The sequence below is a fragment of the Sphaerotilus natans genome, from assembly GCF_900156335.1.
Lineage (GTDB): Bacteria > Pseudomonadota > Gammaproteobacteria > Burkholderiales > Burkholderiaceae_C > Sphaerotilus > Sphaerotilus natans.
In genome coordinates this window covers 38613-57664 of the sequence record NZ_FTMZ01000007.1, presented here as the reverse complement: position 1 = coordinate 57664, position 19052 = coordinate 38613, and the positions used below count along the sequence as shown (strand labels likewise).

The window sequence follows — 19052 nt, the reverse complement described above, 5'->3', positions numbered from 1 at the left end:
CTGTTGCAACTCATTTCGGCCTTCATGGCCGTGTCATGACGATGAAAAGGTCGACATGGCGGCGCTCAGGCGCCGCGCTGCTGATGCTGGGCGGGCTGAGCGTGCTGTCCGGCTGCGTGGTGGTCCCGGTGCCGGGCCACGGCCACCACCGGGGTCATGGGCGCGAGGTGGTGGTGCTTCCTCAGGCTCAGCCGGCGCCGCGCGTGATCGTCATTCCGGAAGACCGGCGCGGGCACGGTGGCCGTGGTCACCACGACCGCCGGGGCGGTCGCTGGCAGGACGACTGAACGGTTCAGCGCGGGCCGTGGCCGCGGCCGCGCGGGGCCGGACGGCCGCCGCCGAAGCCGCCACGCGGGCCGCTGCGGTCGTCGAAGCGGCGCTCGCCGTCGAAGCGCGGAGCGCCGTCCTGGCGGCGCGGACCGTTGCCACGCGGACCATCATGCCGCGGCTCGCCACGGAATTCCGGGCGGCCTTCCTGACGCGGTGCCTCGAAGCGGGGCGCATCGAAACGCGGTGCCGAGTCGAAGCGCGGACCGTCGAAGCCACCGCGGCGCGGCGCGCCGTCGATCGGACGCGCGAAGCCGTAGCCGCCACGGTCACCGCCGCGGTTGTCCGGACGGCCGCCATAGCCGCCGGGGCCGCCATGACCGCGATGCGGCGGACGGCCGCCGTCACGGCGCGGAGCGCGGCTGAACATTTCCGGCGCCGGACGCTTCGGCTCCAGGCCGGCCAGCGTGCCCACCGGGATCGGCTGGGTGGTGAACTGCTGGATGCGGCGGATCATGCCGACATCGCGGCGTTCGGCCAGCGTGATCGCGCGGCCCGAGCGGCCGGCACGGCCGGTGCGGCCGATGCGGTGCACGTAGTCCTCGGCCTTCATCGGCAGGCCGAAGTTGATGACGTGGCTGATGGTCGGCACGTCGATGCCGCGCGCGGCGACGTCGGTGGCCACCAGGATGCGCAGCTCGCCGCGGCGCAGCGCCATCAGCGTGCGGTTGCGACGGCCCTGCGGCATGCCGCCGTGCAGCGGCGCGACCGCGTGGCCCATCTCGTACAGATGGGCGGCCAGCTCGTCGGCATCGCGCTGGGTGCTGGTGAAGATGACGGCCTGCTGCATCTCGGTGCTGGTCAGCAGGTTCTCGAGCAGGGCCGACTTGTGGTCCAGATCATCCGCCCACAGCAGCTGCTGCTCGATGTTGGCGTGGCTGTCGGTGTGGTTGGCGACCTCGATGCGCTGGGCATCGTCCTTCAGGATCTGGTCGGCCAGACGACCGACCTGACCAGCGAAGGTCGCACTGACCATGACGGTCTGACGGCCGACCGGCAGCGCTTCGGCGATGCGCTCGATGTCCTCGATGAAGCCCATGTCGAGCATGCGGTCGGCTTCGTCCAGGATCAGCATCTCGACCTGGCCCAGGATGGCCTTGCCGCTGTCGAGGTGGTCGATCAGGCGGCCGGGGGTGGCGATCAGCAGGTCGATCGGGCCACGCAGCGCGGCCAGCTGGGCGCCGTAGGGCACGCCGCCGACGACGGTGGCGACCTTCAGGTGCGGGATGTGGCTGCCGTAGGTCACTGCGGCCTTGGAGACCTGGATGGCCAGTTCGCGGGTCGGGGCCAGCACCAGCACGCGCGGACCTTGCGGCGGCTGGCCGCGCAGCGGGCGGCGGCTCGCGGCCGGGTTGGCTTCACGGGCGGCCAGCACGCGCTCGAGCGCCGGCAGCACGAAGGCGGCGGTCTTGCCGCTGCCGGTGTTGGAGCACACGCGCAGGTCCGCGCCGGTCATCGCGGCGGGAATGGTCTGCGCCTGCACGTCGGTCGGGTTCTCGTAGCCGGCAGCGGTGACGGCTTGCAGGATGGCCTCGTTCAGGCCCAGGGTCGAAAAGCTCATGTGAATACTCTCATCCGGCGCCACTCGGGCGCCATTCGGCAGGGGTTTCCGGCTCGCATCGGGCGAGGTGGAAACACGGGATGGCAGGCCGGCGAAGGCAAAGGCGCGTCATCCGCATGGCGCCAGGCATCGCGGTCGGTACAGGGGATTGGAATCAAGCCTGCCGGGGTCGAATAGCATCGCCGCCGACCGCGCCTGCAGCCCCGCAGTCGCCGATCCTGAAAAAGGATGCGGTCTGCCGGAGGATGAGGGAAAGAGGAAGGTCAGAGGGGATGTGCGAAAGGCTGAACGGTGCTGCCCGTGAAAAGCGGCTCCAACAGCAGACCCGGATTCTAGCGCATTCCCTGATGGACTGCACGTCTGTCGTCTGATCTCGCGCTGATCCCGAAGCGGAAGAATCCGGTCTGTAACCGCGCGCCGCTAGGATCGCCCGGACGAGAAATCCGGACAGCAAAGGATGAATGGATGACGGACTTGGATCCTGCCGGCGTGTGCCGGCCGCTGCGCCTGGCCCTGATCGCCCATGACGGTCGCAAGGACCGCATGATCGCGCTGGCCCAGGAGTTTGCCCCGCGACTGCGGGGCTGCACGCTGTGCGCGACCGGCACGACCGGCGGGCGGCTGGCCGTCGAGCTCGGTCTGGAGGTGGAGCGGCTGCTCAGCGGCCCGCTCGGCGGCGACCTGCAGATCGGCGCGCGGCTGGCGGTCGGCGAGATCGATGCGGTAGTCTTCCTGCGCGATCCGATGACGCCGCAGCCGCACGAGCCCGACATCAACGCGCTGGTGCGCGCCTGCGACGTGCATGACGTGCCGTGCGCGACCAATGCCAGCACCGCGCGGCTGCTGCTCGAGCAGCTGCTGCCGCGCGCTGCTTCGGCCTGATCAGGCCTGGACCACCTTGTGGTGGGCGGCCGGCACCGGCCAGCCGGCTTCCTGGCCGACGCGGGCGATCGCCTCGTTGGTGTCGAAATAGACCTGCCAGTAGTGGTCGGTGTGGGTGTAGGGCCGCACCGCGATCACCGCGCCCTCCAGCTTGAAGTCGAGCAGGCTGACCTCGGGCGCCGGGCTCTGCGCGACATTGGGGATCTGCGCGACGGCCGCCTTCAGGCGGGCGATCGCGTCCAGCGGATCGACGCCCTGCGCCAGCTGCGCGGTGCGCTCGACGCGGCGCACCGGCAGCGCCGAGTAGTTCTGCACCGTGTCGCCGAAGACCTTGCCGTTGCCGACGATGGTCATGACGTTGTCCGGCGTGATGATCGTGGTGCCGAACAGGCCGAGCTCGTGCACCGTGCCGGTCACGCCGCCGATCGAGACGAAGTCGCCGACCTTGAACGGGCGCAGCACCAGCATGAAGGCGCCGGCGGCGAAGTTGCCCAGCATGCCGCTCCAGGCCGCGCCGATGGCCACGCCGGCGCCGGCCAGCATCGCCGCGAACGAGGTCGTCTGGATGCCGAAATAGCCCAGGATGCCGAGCACCAGGGTGATGTTCAGCGCGATGGTGATGATCGAGCCGAGGTACTTGGTCAGCGTCGGGTCGATCGAGTTGCGGTTCATGCCCGCCTGGATCAAATGCACCACTTTGGAGATCAGCCAGCGGCCGACGATCCAGAAGATCAGTGCGGCGCCGATCTTCATCAGCAGGTCGATCGCAGTGGTGCCCAGGAAGGTCTGGATCGTGTCGATGTTCATCAGAAATCCTCCTCGAATGTGCAATATTGCACGTCTCGAATGTGACGGATTTCCGGTTGTGGCGCCACCTTCCTTGGGCTAGGTCGCCGAGTTGTCGCTTTCGCGCAGCAGCTCGCGCAGGCGTGCGGCGCTGACGTCGCGTGCCGCACCGAAGCCGGCAATCTGGCGTGCCGCCTGCACCCGCAGCCGCACCACGCGGAAGTCCGGCAGGCTGGCGAGCATCTCCCCGGCCGGATGGCGCGCGATGTAGGTCGCCAGCGCCGCGCGGGCATCGTCGCTGCCGGGCTCGGGGTGCAGCGCCTCGACCTGCAGCGTGGCGCGCGCCAGCGCGTGCACGCTGTCGGTCGCCTCTTCGTCCGCGCAGATCAGGGCACTGGCACGTGGATGCGTCATCAGTTGCCGGGTGTGCGCGGCCAGGGCGCTGATCAGGACGATCAGGTCGGGTCCGGCCGGATCCAGCGCCCACGGCGCCATCGAGACGGCCGGGGCGCCGGTCTCGTCGAGCGTGCCCAGCGCCAGGGTGCGCCGGGCGCGCAGCAGCTCCACCAGCCGCCGATCCATGCGGCTGGGCGTCAGTGCTGGCTTCATGCCGTCAGGGGTATTGTTCATCGTGAAATCTCTGGCAAACAGCAGCACTCGGGAACGGTTTCTTGCACTTTTCGGGTGTGCCGCATGACTGCAGCGCCATACTTCGGCACAGGTTCACGATGAAGCGACAGACCGCAGCACGGGATGGCCCGAAGCGGCACGCAGGGAGTGCGGACCATGACCAAGGATATTGCCACGCTGCTGCTGGCGCTGCTGCTTTGCCAGCTGCTGCTGCTGTCGCATCTGACCATCGTGCGCGACACGGTGCTGGGCCGGCGTCCAGAGGTGCGGCTGCTGCTGCTGGTCTCGCTGGCCATGGCTGTCGGTGATCTGCTGCTGGCCCTGCGCACGCAGCTGTCCGGGCCGTTCTGGCTGGTGATCTCGAACGTCGTCGTGGCTGGCGGCGTGCGGCTGCTGGCGGTGGCCACTCGGCAGCTGCTGCGCGGCCAGGGAGCAGATCGCGGGGATCTTCAGTCCATGCTGCTCGGGGCGGCAGTGCTGTCGCTGCTGGTGCTGCTGTCTGCACCGTATGCCTGGATCGTCACCTGGGTCAGCCTGTGGCTGGCCCAGCCGATGCTTTGCATCGCCTTGCTGGTGTGGCGTCAAGGGCGGGGGCGCGAGCGGGCGCTGTCCATGGTGCTGCTGGGTGGCCTGTTCGCCCTGGGCGGGGGGCTTGGGCGTGCACTGGAGGCGCACCTGGGACCGGAGCGCGCTGATTCCCTGCTGCAGCCGGCCAGCGTGCTGACGACCTGGCTGTTCCTGGTGATGACCTTCGGGGCGCTGGCCGCCCAGATCGGCTTGCTGATGGCCAGCTTCGAGCGCACGGCGCTGCAGCTCGAGCAGATGGCGACCACCGACGGGTTGACCGGCTGCCTCAACCGATCCGCCGCACATGCGCTGGTGGGCCACGAGATCGAGCGCAGCCGGCGCGACAGCCGGCCTCTGGCCTTGGTGCTGCTCGATCTCGATCATTTCAAGCAGGTCAACGATCGCCACGGCCATGCGGCGGGCGACGCGGTGCTGCGTGGCTTTGCGCAGGTGGTGCGATCACGGCTGCGCCATTCGGACATCTTCGGCCGCATGGGCGGCGAGGAGTTCTGCGTCGTGCTGCCCGCCACCGACCGGGCCGGCGCGCACGAGGTGGTCGATGCGCTGCGTCATGCGGTCGAGCGTGCCGCCGTCGCGCAGACCGAGCGGGGAGAGACACTGCGCGTGACGGTCTCGGCCGGCACGGTGATCTTCGACCCGACGGTCGAGCGGCTGACGCCGTCGCCCGATCAGCTCTTTGCACGGGCCGACATGCTGCTCTATCGGGCCAAGCATGCCGGCCGCAATCAGGTCCAGACCAGCGGCTGGGTCAGTCTGAACCCGCTCTGAGTGCCGTCTCTAGCTCAGTGGCTCTGCTGGATGCCGGCGATCAGCCAGCTGCCGTCGCTGCGCGCATGCTCGCGCACCAGATGCCAGACCTCGTCGAAGGCCTGGGCATCGCGGCCGGTCTCCTCGCGGATCAGGCCGCTGTAGCGCACGCTGACGATGTCGCGGTCGCTCTCGCGGGCGAAGTCGATCGCCTCGGCACGCACCTCGACCACATCGGTCTGCTGCGCCGCACCCTGGCGGTCCTGCAGGTCGACGCGGATCGCGGCGAACATCTCCGGCGTGGTGAAGCGACGCAGGTCCTCGAGGTCGGCGCGGTCGTTGGCCGACTGCATGCGGATGAAGATCATCCGGGCCGCGCGCTCGAAGCCGGCACGGTCGAAATCGGCCGGCAGCGACGGGGCGAAGGCGGCTGCAGCCGGCGCGGCACCGAAGCTGGCCGCCGCGCTGCCGGGCATGGACACCGACGGGGTGCTGCCCGACTGGGGAGCCGCGCTCGGCCAGCTGGCCTCATGGCTGCCACGTTGCATCGGCTGGCCGCCGAAACCGGCACCCGCCCCTGCGGGGGCCAGCGTCGGGGCGGTCTTGCGATTGCGGTTCATCAGCCAGCGAATGGCGAAGACCGCCACCAGCGCCAGCAGCGCGATCATCATCATGTCGGCGAAGGCCTCGCCCAGACCGAAGTGGCTCAGCAGCGCAGCCATGCCGATGCCGGCGGCCAGACCGGCCAGCGGGCCCATCCAGGAACGCTTGCCGGCGGCCGCGGCTGCGCCGGTGGCGGCCGTGGCCGCGCCCGGCACGGCCTGCTGCACCGGCGCCTGGTTGGGCGTCTGGGCGGGCGTGCCCGGCTGCTGTGCGGGTTTTGGGGCCGGTGCGCTGCGCTGCATTCCGGAGGAGCCGCCGCCGCCCAGACGCTTGGCTTCGGCCAGCGTCGGAGCCAGGGCGGTGGACAGGGCCAGCACGCACACGGCAGTGCGCAGGAAGGTTTTCATCGCGGTCTCGTCGGGAGTGAGGTTGAACACGCCAGATGAGACCGATTTCGCGGTTCGCAAGTTCCCTGGGATAACCCTTATCTCTGCAGGGCTGACATCCAGGCGGATGTCCGAGCGGATTCAGAGCGGGGGCGCATGCACCCGGATGCGCACATGGGCGGCCTCGACCACCACCTCCTGGCCCGCGCGGATCTTGCAGGTCTTGCGGGATTCGGGTTGGCCGTCGACCCGGACCTGGCCATCGGCCACCAGGGTCTTGGCCGCGCCGCCGCTGTGCGCGACGGCGGTGGCCTTCAGCAGGGCATCGAGCGGGATGAAGTCGCCGCGCAGTTCGAAGTCGATCAGGTTCATCGGCCCGATGGTAGCCGGTGCGCGGCGCGCCTGGCGCCGGGCTCAGTCGACCCGCTTGACCAGCGGCGGCCGGACCGGATGGCGCGTGTCGCTGGCCGGATGGCCAGCAGCACGCCGACGCGCCTCCTGCAGCACCTCGGCGGGCAGCCGAGACAGCAGCCAGTGCAGCGCCAGCGGCACCAGCACCAGATCGTCGGCCAGGCCGAGCAGCGGCAGGATGTCCGGAACCAGGTCGACTGGCGAGAACAGGTAGAGCCCCAGGCCGATCACGCCGGCACGGAACCAGCCCGGCGCATGCGGGTGCCGGAAGGCATGCCACGCCACCTTGGCGTCACCGCGCACCAGCGACCAGATCAGGGTCAGACGCTTCCACATCACGCAACCTCCATGACGGCAGGATGAAGAGACGGCCGCGATTCTGCGGCAGATCGTCTTCATCCCGCCTGAAGCCGGCGGGTGTCGCCACACGCCGTCAGGTCATCGAGAGGGGGCGGGCTGCGGGTTCAGCGCTGGGCAGCGACGAACTTCAGCGCGGTGCCGCCGTTGGCGGTGATGATCCAGTTCGTGCTGTCGTAGCCGACCTGGCCGTAGCCGCTGGTCACGATCGGCAGCATGTACTTGTCGCGTGGCAGCAGCCAGGTCATGTCCTTGAGCGAGCTGGCGTGGCTGGCGCTGAAGGTCGCGAAGCCGTTGCTGGTGCTGGCCGTCCACTGCACGTCCAGACGGCGGTTGCCGAACTGGGCCATCTCGGTCATGGTGTACCACTTGAACTTGCCCATGGACTGCAGCCAGTCCGCCCGCTGCAGCATCGGGGCGAGAGCCGGCAGGTGGCCGCGCGCGCCCGGCGGATGGTTGTAGAACATCCGGTTGGTGCGCTGGTTGACCACGAAGCTCTGCAGGTCGAGCAGCCACTGGCCCGACTGCTGGTCGCTGATGCCGAACTCCTCGAACTCCTCGAAGGTGGCGTACTTGCCCAGCGGCACGATCGGGAAGCTCCACATCGAGCGCGTCAGCCGGTTGCCGGCGCGCCAGGAGCGCACGCCGGCCGCGCCGGTGTCGCCGACGAAGTACATGCCGACCACGCCGCGGTTCTCCAGCCAGTTCACCGCCCAGGTCGGGTTGTTGCCCTGCGGTGCCGAGTATTCGGTGGCGCGCTTGCCGTTCAGGCGATCGACGGCGGCATGGTTGAGCTCCAGCCACGGCAGGTAGGTGGCGGCGTTGTCCTCGCTGGCGCCCAGGCCGTAGAGGTCATGGTTCCAGCCGCCGTGCGAGCCGATCTGATGGCCGACCGGCAGGTCGCGGATGCGCTTGAACTGCGTCTGCGAAGCGGAATTCGTGTCCAGGCTCATGCCCTTGCCGTCCCCCGCGGAGACCGTGTCCGGGCCGGCGGTGAAGTGGATCGAGAACGGCCCGCGGCGCAGCACCGAGGTGCTGTCGAGCAGGTACTTGGCGTCGGCCGTCAGGTCGTCACCGTCGTCGATGTGCCAGTTGTAGATCAGGCCGCCCTTGCCGCGCGGCTGCACCGACATCGTCGGCAGCTTCACCACATCGCGGGCGAAGGCGTCGAGGAAGCCGTGCAGCGGCGCCGAATCGGTGCCGATGGCCTTGAAATAGCCCAGCGGCATGTTGACGAACAGCACCTGGCCGCTGCCGACATTGCGGGTGCCGGCCACCAGGCCGTGATCGGGCGAGGACAGCCAGACATTGCCGCCGAAGTTGCCGGTGGTGACATAGCTGAAGTAGTCGGCGTAGCCATAGCCATAGGTGCTGATGGCCTGCGGGGTGCTGTCGGCGGCGCTGGTGGTGCCGCTCTGGTCGACATAGCTGCTGCCCGACAGCAGCGCGCGCAGGAAATCGGTGGTGATCGGCACCGAGCTGAGCGACAGCAGCGGCAGCGTCGAGGTGGCGGCGCTCACCTTGGTCGACAGGCTGACGCTGGGCACCGGCAGCGCGTTCAGGCCGAGCAGGTTGCGCACCGCCAGCGTCTGGCGCTTGCGCACGTTCTGCGAGCTGGCGTCGATGCGCTTCATCGCGCGCCCCATGATGGCCGACTGCATGTGGCGGGTGCCGCCGGGGTCGCTGGCGCTGGCCGGCACGAAGGTGGTGGTGCTGCTGGTGCCGGCCGTGCTGCTGGCCGACACGTAGGGCAGATACTTGCCCGGCGGCAGCGACAGCTTCTCCAGCCGCGCCTTGGTGCCCACGACCGGGCCGAAGCCGACGACGCGGTCGCGCAGGCTGTCGTACAGGGTGTAGTCGACGCCGACCAGATCGGAGAAGCGCGACCGGGTCGGCGCGTAGAAGCCGGCATCGGTCAGCGCGCCGGCGTCATAGACCAGCATCAGCTTGCCGCCGAGGTTGGTGTACTGCTTGACCGCGGCCACCACCGCATCGCTGGCCTTGACGTGGGCGCTGTCGGGCATGATCAGGCCGGAGATCTTCGCCGCCGAGGTGCTGCCCAGCGCGAGGAACTGCGAGCTGGTCATGGTCTGCAGCTTCACGCCTTCCTCGGCGGCGGAGTCGGTCCAGACCTTGACCGGCCAGCTGCTGGCCACCGCATCGTCGGGCACCAGCAGCACCAGGGTGTCGCGCGACTGGGCGGCGGCCGGCAGGCTGGCCAGCGTGGCCAGCACCAGCGGCGCGAGCCGCACGGCCGGGCGGCGCCAGAGCCGGCTCACCAGCGCGGCCAGGGAAGGGGGGCTGAACTTCGATGTCATGATCGTCTGCTCTCTCTCTGTGGTTGTCGGAAGACTCGGGATTCGTGATGCGGGATGCGGCTGCGGGGTTCAGGGCCTGCGTCCGCTGGCCGGCGCCGCGGCGTCCAGCGGTTCGGGCAGCGGGGCCTGCGGCGGGCCGGGCTCGGCCAGCCACAGCAGCCACAGCAGGTCGCTGACCTGGAAGGGCCAGGCGAAGGGCGTGTCCGGGCGCAGCCAGGCGGTGCGCGCCCGTGCCACCCACTCGGCGGCGGCGCGGCCGTCACCGCTGCAGTGCGCGGCGACCGCAGCGGCCGGCCACCAGAAGCCGGCCGGATCGACATTGCGGCGCGGCCACTCCGGCCAGCGCGCCGAGACGCGCTGCCAGGCCTGGCGGCCGCGCTCGCGGGTGAGCCGGTCCTCGGGCAGGCTCCACAGCAGCGGCCAGGCCTGGGCCATCACGTCCGGATACCAGCGCCCGCTCTGCACCGGGGTGGCGCCAGCGCTGGTCAGCCAGAGCCCGTCCTGCGGCTGCCACAGCACCTGCTCGATGCCGCGCCAGGTGCGCCGCTCGCGCTCGCGGCTGAGCTCGGCCACCGCCGGCTGCTTCCAGACCTCCTGCTGCAGCGCGGCCAGCGCCCGCCAGCCCGCGGCCACCTCGACCGCATCCATCAGGTAGCTGACCGGGTGATCGAGCTTGGCGTGGCTCAGCCCGTCGGGCTGCTGCAGCTGCGCCAGCGTGGTGGCGGCGCGGCGAAAGGCCCGCTCGATCGTCGGGTCGCGCAGCAGCGCCGGGTCGCCGCCGTGGCGCAGATAGGCCTGCGCCAGCAGGAACATCGACGCGATGGTGCTGTCGGTGGCGTCGATCTGGCGGCAGTGGCGCGGCTCGATGTCGGGCGGGCAGACCGTCATCTCGCGGCCGTCGGCGCTGATCCAGCGGTCGAACAGCACGCCGCGGTCCTGGCCGTCGACCGGCAGATGGCGGATCTGCCAGCGCAGCCAGCGCGCCGCCTCGCTGCGCAGCGTCGGGTCGATGCGCAGCGCGCCGATCAGGCCGAGATTGGCCTCGTAGGCGGCGATGTGGTGCCAGGACCGGCCCGAGGCGTCGACATGCGCCGGCGACAGCGTGCGCCGGATCGCGCCGTCGCTGATCTGGCCGGGCGCGCGCACCACCAGCCGGCGCATCATCAGCACTGCCGCGTCGCGAAAGGCCGGATCGACCAGCGCAGCGGCGGCGCAGCCGCTCTCCAGCGGCGGTGCGCTCGGCGCGGCGCTGCTGCGGCCTGGCAGCGCCAGGCCCAGGCCCAGGCTGAAGCCCAGCGCGGCCAGGATCGGCTTCAGGCGGTTTCTCATCGCGGCTCCAGTCGCCGCAGCGTGCGGGCGTTGGCCAGGCTGATCGCCCAGCCGTAGATCGCGACGAAGCCGATGATGGCCACCATCACCCCGAACAGCAGATGCAGCAGCGGCATCGCCAGCAGGCCGGCGTGATGCAGCACCAGCGCGTGCAGGGCGTAGAGCAGCGGCGCCAGCAGCAGCAGCCAGGCCCAGGTCAGCAGCGTGACGCCGAGCCGCGCCCACCAGCTCACCTCGAAGAACCAGAAGGTCGGCAGATGGATCCAGGGCGTCAGCAGCATCAGCACCCAGATCTGCTGCAGGCCGTTGCCGACATGCTCACGGGCGGTGTGCGGAAAGCTCGCCGGCCACAGCACGAAGAACAGCACCGCCGCGCCATGGATGAGGGCCGCCAGCCGCAGCAGGTACATCGCCGGACGACCCGCGTCGGGCAGCAGCCCAGCCGCCCACCACAGCGCCACCACCCCGATCGCGTTGAAGGCCAGCGTGCGGGGCGAGGGCAGATCGACGAAGAGCTCGAGGGCCGGCGTGGCGATCAGGAAGGGCAGATCGGCCGGGTGCAGCGCGGCGGGGAAGCGGCCCGACAGCTCCAGACGCTCCAGCCACCACAGCAGCTGGCGCCCCCAGAGCTGGCCGGCCGCATCGATCTGGCTCGCCAGCACGGCCGTCAGCAGCGTGGCCAGCAGCAGGCCCTTGAACAGGCGCTGGCGTGGCAGCTGCAGGCCCCAGATCGATCGGTGCATCGCGATGCGGCCGCCACGGTGGCCATGGTGCTGCAGCTCGCCCAGCACCGAGTGCTGCAGGCTGTGGCGGAAGTCGGGCGGGGCCGGGCGGCCCAGCAGCCGGCGCAGGAGCTTGCTCATCGCGGCCCGGGCCTCACATCTGCACGAACACGCCGCCGCCCAGCGTGGTGCGGCGGTAGCTCGGATTGCGGTAGCTCTCGGCGCGCAGCACCACGCCCCAGTCGGGCGCGATCCACCAGCGCCAGTCGGCGCCGACGGTGGTGCTGGCGAAGTCGACCGGCTGCGCGGTGTCGCCCAGCACCAGCCAGGCCTCGCGGCCATGCGAGACGCGCAGCGCCAGGGTCTGCACGCCCGGCGCGCCCAGCGTCACCGCCAGCCAGGGCATGGTCGAGCCGACGTTGCCCGGGCGGCTGCGGTTGAGGGTCGCTCCCAGCTCGAAGACCGCGAAGTGGTTGGCGTAGTAGTTCGCCGAGATCTTCAGGCCGCTGTCGCTGCGGCCGGCGTCGAAGCGGGCGTGGTAGCCGCCCAGCGTGGTGATCCAGCGGCGCTCGGCGCCCCACTTGCGCGAGACCGCGGCGTCGACGCGCGTGCGGTTCCAGTTCGGTCCGCCCCAGCCGCCGGCCAGCGCGGCGCTGGCGAACCAGTCCTCGTCGATCGTGCGCGTCACGCCGGCCGAGGCCACGCCGCCGCGGGCGTCGAACTTGCGCTCGCCCAGCAGCTCGGCGTTGACCACCGTGCCCGTGCCGAAGGCCCAGCTGCCGCGCAGGTGGGCGCTGCCGCCGTCGGGCAGGCCGGCGCTGTAGCGGCTGGCGCTGCCGCCGATCTCGATCAGGTCGCCCGCGGCGGCCGGCAGCGCCGCCGCGGCGGCCAGCAGGCCGGCCAGCAGCGGCCGGCCGAGGCGGGGGAGGGATGTCTTCATCGTCAGGGTCATCGGGTTGCCGGCGGCGCGTCTCACAGGCCGAGGTCGCGCTGCAGCACGTCGGCGATCTGCCGCGCGGTGGTGCCGTCGCCGAAGGGGTTGGTGGCGTCGCGCATGCGCTGCAGGCCGGCGCCGTCCGGCTCGGCGAGCAGGCCCGAGACGGTCGAGACGATGCGCGCGCGGTCGGTGCCGACGATCAGGCCGGCGCCGGCGTCGATCAGCTCGGGGCGCTCCGTGGTGTTGCGCAGCACCAGCACCGGGCAGGACAGCGCCGCGCCTTCCTCCTGGATGCCGCCGGAGTCGGTCAGCGCCAGCACGCTGCGGTGCAGGCACCACAGCAGCGCGGGGTAGTCGAGCGGCTCGCACAGCGTCAGCCGGCCTTCGAGCGCCGGCACCTTCGCCGCCAGCTCGGCATGGACCGCGTCGCGCACCGCCGGGTTGCCGTGCACCGGCCAGACCACCGCGACGTCCGGGTGCGCCTCCAGCAGCTGCGCCACCGCCTGCGCGATCGAGGCGATGCCCTCGCCCCAGTTCTCGCGCCGGTGCGCGGTCACGGTGATCAGGCGCCACTTCGCCAGCGCCAGGCCCTGGCGCAGCGGCTCCAGCGCAGCCGGCAGCACCGGCGCGCCCGCGGCCAGCAGCGCGTCCACCCGCGCGGTGCCCTGCAGCGCGGCGTCCACCGCGGTGTTGCCCACCACATGCACGCCGGCGCGGATGCCCTCGCGCTCGAGGTTGCCGGCCGCGCGGCCGGTCGGCGAGAAGTGCCAGCGCGACAGCCGCGCGGTCAGCTCGCGGTTCATCTCCTCGGGGAAGGGCTCGCGGTGGTTGAAGGTGCGCAGGCCCGCCTCGACATGGCCGACCGGCACGCCCTGGTAGAAGGCCGCCTGCGCCGAGGCCAGCGTGCTGGTGGTGTCGCCGTGCACCAGCACCGCCGCCGGGCGGGTGCGCTCGAACACCGCCGCCAGCCCTTCGAGCAGCAGCGCGTTCAGGTGCGAGAGCTCGCCGCTGCGGCGCGCCAGCTCGACCTCGTGCTCCGGCTCGATGCCGAAGAACTCGTACAGCGGCTGGGCCATTTCACGATGCTGGCCGGTGTGCACCCAGGCCACCGGCAGGCCGCGGCGGCGCAGCTCGGCGTGCAGCGGCGCCATCTTGATGATCTCGGGACGGGTGCCGACGGAGATGAGGATCGGGGCGGGGGAGGGGCTCGGGTTCATCGGGAGGCTCTCTCTGGGTTTTCGTGATGGATTCGGGGCGGATTCAGGCTTCAGGCGGGGACCGGGTCGACGCGCACCTTCAGCGCGCGGCCGTCGGCGGCGCGCACCCGCCACTGCGTGCCGCTGCGATCGACCTGCGCGCTGCCGCTGAGCACCACCGGCCGGTCGTAGCGTGCGGCCGGCAGCAGCCAGGTCATGCCCTCGAGCGACTCGGGGTGACGCGCCTGCAGCTGCAGCTGGCGGCCCTCGGGGGCCAGCGACCAGACGGTGCGCAGGCGCCGGTTGGCGAACTGGCTGTACTGCGCCATCGTCATCCAGCGCAGCCGGCCGGCCTCGGTCAGCTCGCGGCTGTGGCGCAGCCATTCCTGGAAGGCCTGCGGATACATCACCAGGCCGAAGGGATGGAAATAGACCAGCCGCAGCGTGCCCTGCTCGGCGCAGAAGTCGGAGACCTCGTCGAGCCAGTCGGCGATGACCTGCTCCGGCGTGCCGGCCGCGCGTGCCTCCTCGAAGGAGGCATGGCGGCCGAAGCCCAGCACCGGAAAGCTCCAGATGTCGGGGCGCGGGCGCTGGCCGTCCTGGAAGCTGCGGGTCGGCGCCATGCCGGTGTCGCCGGTGAAGTAGAAGGCGCGGATCTCGCGCTGGCGCAGCCAGCCGGTCACCCAGGCCGGGTGATGACCCACCGGCGCGGAGTACTCGCGCACCGGTCGGCCGGAGAACTGCGTCAGCAGCAGCGAGTTGCGGTCGATCATCGCCTCGGCGGCCTCGCGCTCCATCGTGTCGAGGTTGGCCGCGAACCAGTTGTGGATCCAGCCGCCATGGCTGCCGATCTCGTGGCCCTCGGCGGCGAGGCGGCGCACCCAGGCCTGCGCCTGCGGGTTGGTCGCCAGATCCATGCCGCGGCCGTCGCCGGGCTGGTCGACATCCGGGCCGACCGTCAGATGGATCGAGTACGGCCCGAGCCCCTTGGCGAAGGCGCCCAGCTCGTCGGCGCGCTCCAGCGCCGGCAGTGCCTTGCGGTCGTCGATGTGCCAGTTCATCACCACCGCGCCGATGCCGTCCGGCACCGCGGCGAGCTGGGCCTGGCCGGCCAGGTCGCGGGCGAAATGCTGCAGGAAGCCGTGCAGCAGCAGGCCGTCGGTGGCCAGCTTCAGCGGGGTCAGCGGCAGGTTGACGAACAACACCTGGCCGCGGCCGGCCGCTCGCTCGCCGGCGATCAGGCTGCCGTCGGGCGCCTGCATCAGCACCGTGCCGTCGAAGGTGCCGCGGGTGACGAAGCTGGCATGGCGCATCCGGCCGTAGCGGTAGCCGGCCAGCACCGGCAGCGCCTCGCCATCCGGGCCCGGGTCGGGGCGGTAGCGGCTGTAGGGCAGGTCGTCCGCGCCGCGCACCAGCTTGCCTGGCGGCAGGCCCAGCGCAGCGATCTGGCCCGGCTGCACCTGCACCTCGGTCTCGCGCAGCATGCCGGCGCCGAGCTCGCCGTAGAGCCCGTAGTCGACGCCGGCCAGATCGGACAGGCGCGAGCGCTCCGCGCGGTAGCGGCCGTCGATGTCCTGCAGGCCGGCGTCATGCACCAGCATCAGCCGGTCGCCGGCGCGCACCCGCTCGCGCAGCGTCATCGCCAGCGCGTCGCTCATGCGGCGATGCAGGGCGTCGGGCAGGATCAGCGCGTCGCCGCGGCCCTCGCCGCGTTGGCGCACCAGCTCGGAGGCGCTCATCGGCTCGAGCTTCAGGCCGAGCTCGTCGGCGGCGTTCTGCCAGGCGGCCTGCGGCGCCGGGTCGGCCGCCTCGGTGTCCGGCAGCACCAGGATCAGCCGGGTGCTGCGGGCCGGCGCGGCGCTGTCCTGGCGGAAATGCCAGTGGGTGGCCGCAGCCGCCCCGACCAGCAGCAGCACGACGCCGACACGCTGCCAGCCCGCACGGGACAGGGCGAGCAGGGACAGGCCGGCGGAGCGGGCGGGGCGGGGCGAGGAGCGGGGGTCAGTCATGGATGCGATGGGCCGTCAGGCGGGTCGTGCGGGTCAGGCGGCGGCCTGGCCGGGCAGCGGCGCCAGCGGCGTGCGCTCGTCGAGCGCCTCGTCGTCGCGGCCGCCGGTGTCCAGCAGCGGCGAGGGCGCGTCGCCGCTGCTGCCGGCCCAGACGGTGCCGTGCACCACCACGCCGAGCGCGACTTCGATGCGCGGCGCGCAGACGGTGGCCGGCTGCTGCGGCGAGCCGACGACGCAGCCCGGGCCGAGCACCACCGCCTCCTCCGACATCACCGAGCCGGCGATGTGGCTGCCCGCGCCCAGCACGATCTCGCCGGGCGAGACCAGCGTGCCGTCGATGTGCGTGCCCGCGCCGATGGCCAGGTCGCCATGCGCCTTCAGGCTGCCCTGGATGCGGCTGCGTGCGCCGATCTCCAGGTCTCCCTGGCAGACCAGGTCGCCCTGGTGATGCGAGCGCGGCGCCAGCACGAGCGACGCCGTGGCCAGGCCGCGGCGGGCGATGTGGTCCCAGCGCACCGGCGTGTCATAGCCGATCACCGCGGCTCCGGGCGGCGCGGTGTCGATGTCGATGCGGCGCTGGCCGGCCCAGACGGTGCCGTGCACCACCGTGCCCTTGCCGACCTCGATCCGTGGCGCGCGCACCGTCGCATGCGTGCCGGGCAGGCCGATGACGCAGCCCGCGCCCAGCACGATCGTGCTCTCGGAAATCACCGAGCCCTGCACCTCGGCCCCGGCGGCGATGTAGATCTCGCCGACGGCGGCCAGGCTGCCCGCCAGCACCGCGCCGGCGCCGACCTGGACCGCGCCGGTGGCGCGCAGCCGGCCCTGGCCGTGGCAGCCCTCGCCGATCGTCACATGGCCGTCGACATCGAGGTCGCTGTCCCAGTGGCGCAGCGCGGCCACGATCAGCGCGCCCTCGACCCGCGCCGGCTGGCCCGGTGCGCCCGGGCGCAGCCCGTCGGCCCGGCCGAGCGCGGCGGGCAGGCCTTCAGGGTGCGGGCGATGCGCGGCATCGACCGCACCGGCGAAGCGGATCACCGGCGCATGCAGCAGCGAGAAGCTCACCTCGCGCCCGATCAGCAGCGAGTGCTCGGCGCTGATGCGCCCGGCCAGCACGCCGCGGTCGCCGACCACCACCTGGCGGCCGTGCGCCCAGCGCAGCACCCGCACCCGCTCGGGCAGCAGCAGCGCCTGGCGGGCGCGCAGCGCGCGGTAGGTGTGGCCGGCAGCCGCCTGCATCGTGCCGGCGCAGGACATCTCGGCCAGGCCGTGCAGGCGCTCGGGCAGACGGCAGTCGCCGTCGCTGTGCCAGATGCGGCGGCTGCGGCCGCTGCGCACCTCGCGCTCGTCGAGCGGCCAGGGCGCACGCACCGCCTCGGCCGGCAGATGCACCAGCGGCACGCCACCGATCTCGATCAGGCCGCGGTCGACCGCGTCGTCCAGGCGCTGGCCGAAGCGCTGCGCCATGTAGTCGGGCTCGAGCGCGTCGGCCTCGTCGATCGGCAGCGGGGTGACATCGCTGGGGCGGCGCCACTCCTGCAGCGCCGGCAGCAGCGGCAGCACGATGACCAGCAGCGTCAGGCCGATCAGCAGCAGCGTGATCTTCATGGCTGCGCTCCCGGCGGGGTGCCCGGCTGGGCGGCTGCGCCCGGCGCGCGGGCCGGCGCGCTGCGGTAGCGCGCGGTCTTGTCCCACTTGAGCTGCGGCGTGCCCAGGCGGTCGAGCACCACCTGCTCGAGCACCCCGCGCGAGATCGCCATCGCGCTGACGATGAAGCCCAGCCAGTTGAAGGCCAGCAGCCGCACCCGGTTGCCCGAGCGGTCCATGTGGGTGGCCGCCGCGATCTCGTAGAAGGCGGCGAAGTTGCCCAGCGCGCCGTGCGTCATGAAGGCCAGCACCACCAGGGCCGGTGCGCTCCAGGCCACCGAGACGGTGAAGTACATCAGCAGGCTCACCAGCCAGCCCAGCAGCAGCACCGGCGCCATCAGGTAGACGCCCAGCAGCAGCGCGCCGTCGGTGCGCTCGCGCCAGCTCAGGTCGGGCTGCGTCAGGCAGCCCACCGTGTGGCGCCACATCGCCTGGTTGTGGCCCTTGGCCCAGCGCTTGATCTGGCGGGTGCGCACCGCCCAGCTCTGCGGCACCTCCTCGTAGCATTCGGCCCGGTTCTGGTAGATGGTCTTCCAGCCGCCCAGCAGCAGCCGGTAGGTGAGATCGGTGTCCTCGGCCAGCACGTCGTCATGCCAGCCGCCGACCGAGTGCAGCGCCGCGATCCGGATGCCGCCCACCGTGCCGCCGTACTGCGGCACCAGCCCGAGGTTCATGCGCGCCTGCTGGTCCACCTGGTAGCCGCCGGAGCGCTCCAGGTCCAGCAGCCGCGTCAGCAGGTTGGCGCCGCAGTTCTGCGGCACCACCCGGCCCATCACAGCGCCGACCTCCGGGTCGAAGAAGGGCGCCATCAGCCGCCGGATCAGGCCCTTGGAGGGCAGGTAGTCGGCGTCGAAGACGATGATGAAGTCGGTGTCCACCGTCTCGGTGGCGTCCTTCAGCGCCGCGGCCTTGCCCGGCTTGCCGTCGGTGCGGTGGAAGGGGCGGATGCGGCCGGGATAGCGCTCGACCACCGCGTCGATGATCTCGCGGGTGCGGTCCTTCGAGCGGTCGTTGACCGGCACGACGATCATGCGGTCCTGAGGATAGTCGACGCCCATCAGGTTGACCAGGCAGTCCTCGATGACGGCTTCTTCGTTGTGCGCGGCCACGAAGATCGTCACCCGCGGCCAGTCGGCGCTGACCAGGCTGGCGTAGGGGTGGCGCTGGCGGCCGAACATGCGGTTGAGCGTGAAGCCGTAGTGGCGCACGGTGTAGACCGCCATCAGCGCGACGATCGTGGCCATCAGCACCAGCAGCGACCAGGCCCAGACCGGGCCGAGCAGGCTGTCGACCTCGAGCTGCCAGCCGGGTGCGGCACTGGCGACCGCGGGGGTCGGCGCGAGCGCGATTGCGCCCAGCCGCAGGCGCCGCCGTGGGGCCGCTGGCAGGATCGGAAATGGGGACATCAGGGGGCGGGACATCGTCGGGGGGCGTGTCGGCATGGGAGAGATCAACTTTGCCGACTTGTTTCTCTTTGTAAGAATAACCGCAACAAAGTATCTTTTTGTGATTGCCGCATGAGCGATCCCCTGCTGTTAAGGGTGGGCAGACCGGCGCCTGACCGGTTTCAGGCGAGCTTCAGACCGGATCTGCGCGGTGATTGCCCGCCATATCGC

Annotated in this window: 17 protein-coding genes; 3 read left to right on the top strand and 14 right to left on the bottom strand. The window is 71.5% G+C overall.

Translation table 11 applies throughout. From position 1 onward, the window contains the following. Positions 1-41: 41 nt before the first annotated feature. Positions 42-287: a hypothetical protein gene (locus BW996_RS21020; RefSeq protein ID WP_139330804.1), complete on the top strand. Its 246-nt coding sequence runs from the start codon at positions 42-44 to the stop codon at positions 285-287. A gap of 5 nt (positions 288-292) precedes the next feature. Here the strand turns inward: BW996_RS21020 and BW996_RS08460 are convergent, their stop codons facing one another. Continuing rightward, positions 293-1888 carry a DEAD/DEAH box helicase gene (locus tag BW996_RS08460; protein ID WP_081837898.1) on the bottom strand — a complete coding sequence of 532 codons (1596 nt, stop codon included), beginning with the start codon at positions 1886-1888 and terminating at the stop codon, positions 293-295. A gap of 465 nt (positions 1889-2353) precedes the next feature. Between BW996_RS08460 and BW996_RS08455 the strand changes: the two genes are divergently transcribed. Beyond that, complete coding sequence (locus tag BW996_RS08455; RefSeq protein WP_051631430.1) at positions 2354-2770, top strand: methylglyoxal synthase; 417 nt, start codon at positions 2354-2356, stop codon at positions 2768-2770. On the opposite strand, the gene BW996_RS08450 is transcribed toward BW996_RS08455, so the two are convergent. Both BW996_RS08450 and BW996_RS08445 read right to left on the bottom strand, forming a co-directional pair. Continuing rightward, entirely contained in the window at positions 2771-3577 is an 807-nt protein-coding gene (locus BW996_RS08450) for a mechanosensitive ion channel family protein (protein ID WP_037477362.1), read from the bottom strand. Between the two features lie 78 nt (positions 3578-3655). Then, positions 3656-4186, bottom strand: coding sequence for a HugZ family pyridoxamine 5'-phosphate oxidase (locus tag BW996_RS08445; RefSeq protein ID WP_037477385.1), 531 nt, complete (start codon positions 4184-4186; stop codon positions 3656-3658). Positions 4187-4342: 156 nt separating this feature from the next. On the opposite strand from BW996_RS08445, the gene BW996_RS08440 reads away from it, so the two are divergent. Continuing rightward, entirely contained in the window at positions 4343-5542 is a 1200-nt protein-coding gene (locus tag BW996_RS08440) for a GGDEF domain-containing protein (RefSeq protein ID WP_051631428.1), read from the top strand. 14 nt (positions 5543-5556) lie between these two features. Here the strand turns inward: BW996_RS08440 and BW996_RS08435 are convergent, their stop codons facing one another. The 11 genes from BW996_RS08435 to BW996_RS08385 form a co-directional block, all read right to left on the bottom strand. Further along, positions 5557-6531, bottom strand: a complete 975-nt coding sequence (locus BW996_RS08435; RefSeq protein ID WP_037477360.1) for a Tim44 domain-containing protein — start codon at positions 6529-6531, stop codon at positions 5557-5559. A gap of 120 nt (positions 6532-6651) precedes the next feature. Beyond that, on the bottom strand, positions 6652-6882 hold the full coding sequence (locus BW996_RS08430) for an RNA-binding S4 domain-containing protein (protein WP_037477359.1): 231 nt from the start codon (positions 6880-6882) through the stop codon (positions 6652-6654). Between the two features lie 42 nt (positions 6883-6924). Continuing rightward, on the bottom strand, positions 6925-7257 hold the full coding sequence (locus BW996_RS08425; protein WP_051631427.1) for a YkvA family protein: 333 nt from the start codon (positions 7255-7257) through the stop codon (positions 6925-6927). A 128-nt stretch (positions 7258-7385) separates the two neighbouring features. Continuing rightward, on the bottom strand, positions 7386-9596 hold the full coding sequence (locus BW996_RS08420; protein ID WP_051631426.1) for a polysaccharide deacetylase family protein: 2211 nt from the start codon (positions 9594-9596) through the stop codon (positions 7386-7388). Positions 9597-9665: 69 nt separating this feature from the next. After that, positions 9666-10925, bottom strand: coding sequence for a hypothetical protein (locus BW996_RS08415; protein WP_037477357.1), 1260 nt, complete (start codon positions 10923-10925; stop codon positions 9666-9668). Continuing rightward, positions 10922-11788 (bottom strand): hypothetical protein, encoded by an 867-nt coding sequence (locus tag BW996_RS08410; protein ID WP_037477355.1) that lies wholly within the window; start codon positions 11786-11788, stop codon positions 10922-10924. Before BW996_RS08410 ends, BW996_RS08415 begins: the two co-directional genes overlap by 4 nt. A 13-nt stretch (positions 11789-11801) precedes the next feature. Continuing rightward, positions 11802-12587: a YaiO family outer membrane beta-barrel protein gene (locus BW996_RS08405; protein ID WP_162177940.1), complete on the bottom strand. Its 786-nt coding sequence runs from the start codon at positions 12585-12587 to the stop codon at positions 11802-11804. A 32-nt stretch (positions 12588-12619) separates the two neighbouring features. Further along, a complete protein-coding gene (wecB, locus tag BW996_RS08400; protein ID WP_037477352.1) occupies positions 12620-13801 on the bottom strand; it encodes a non-hydrolyzing UDP-N-acetylglucosamine 2-epimerase in 1182 nt (393 codons plus the stop codon). Positions 13802-13851: 50 nt separating this feature from the next. Then, positions 13852-15789 carry a polysaccharide deacetylase family protein gene (locus tag BW996_RS08395; protein WP_083701036.1) on the bottom strand — a complete coding sequence of 646 codons (1938 nt, stop codon included), beginning with the start codon at positions 15787-15789 and terminating at the stop codon, positions 13852-13854. 33 nt (positions 15790-15822) lie between these two features. Continuing rightward, positions 15823-17397 carry a bactofilin family protein gene (locus BW996_RS08390; protein WP_037482061.1) on the bottom strand — a complete coding sequence of 525 codons (1575 nt, stop codon included), beginning with the start codon at positions 17395-17397 and terminating at the stop codon, positions 15823-15825. Then, positions 17394-18857 (bottom strand): glycosyltransferase family 2 protein, encoded by a 1464-nt coding sequence (locus BW996_RS08385; protein ID WP_081838110.1) that lies wholly within the window; start codon positions 18855-18857, stop codon positions 17394-17396. The genes BW996_RS08390 and BW996_RS08385 overlap by 4 nt, the downstream gene beginning before the upstream one ends. Between the last annotated feature and the right edge of the window lie 195 nt (positions 18858-19052).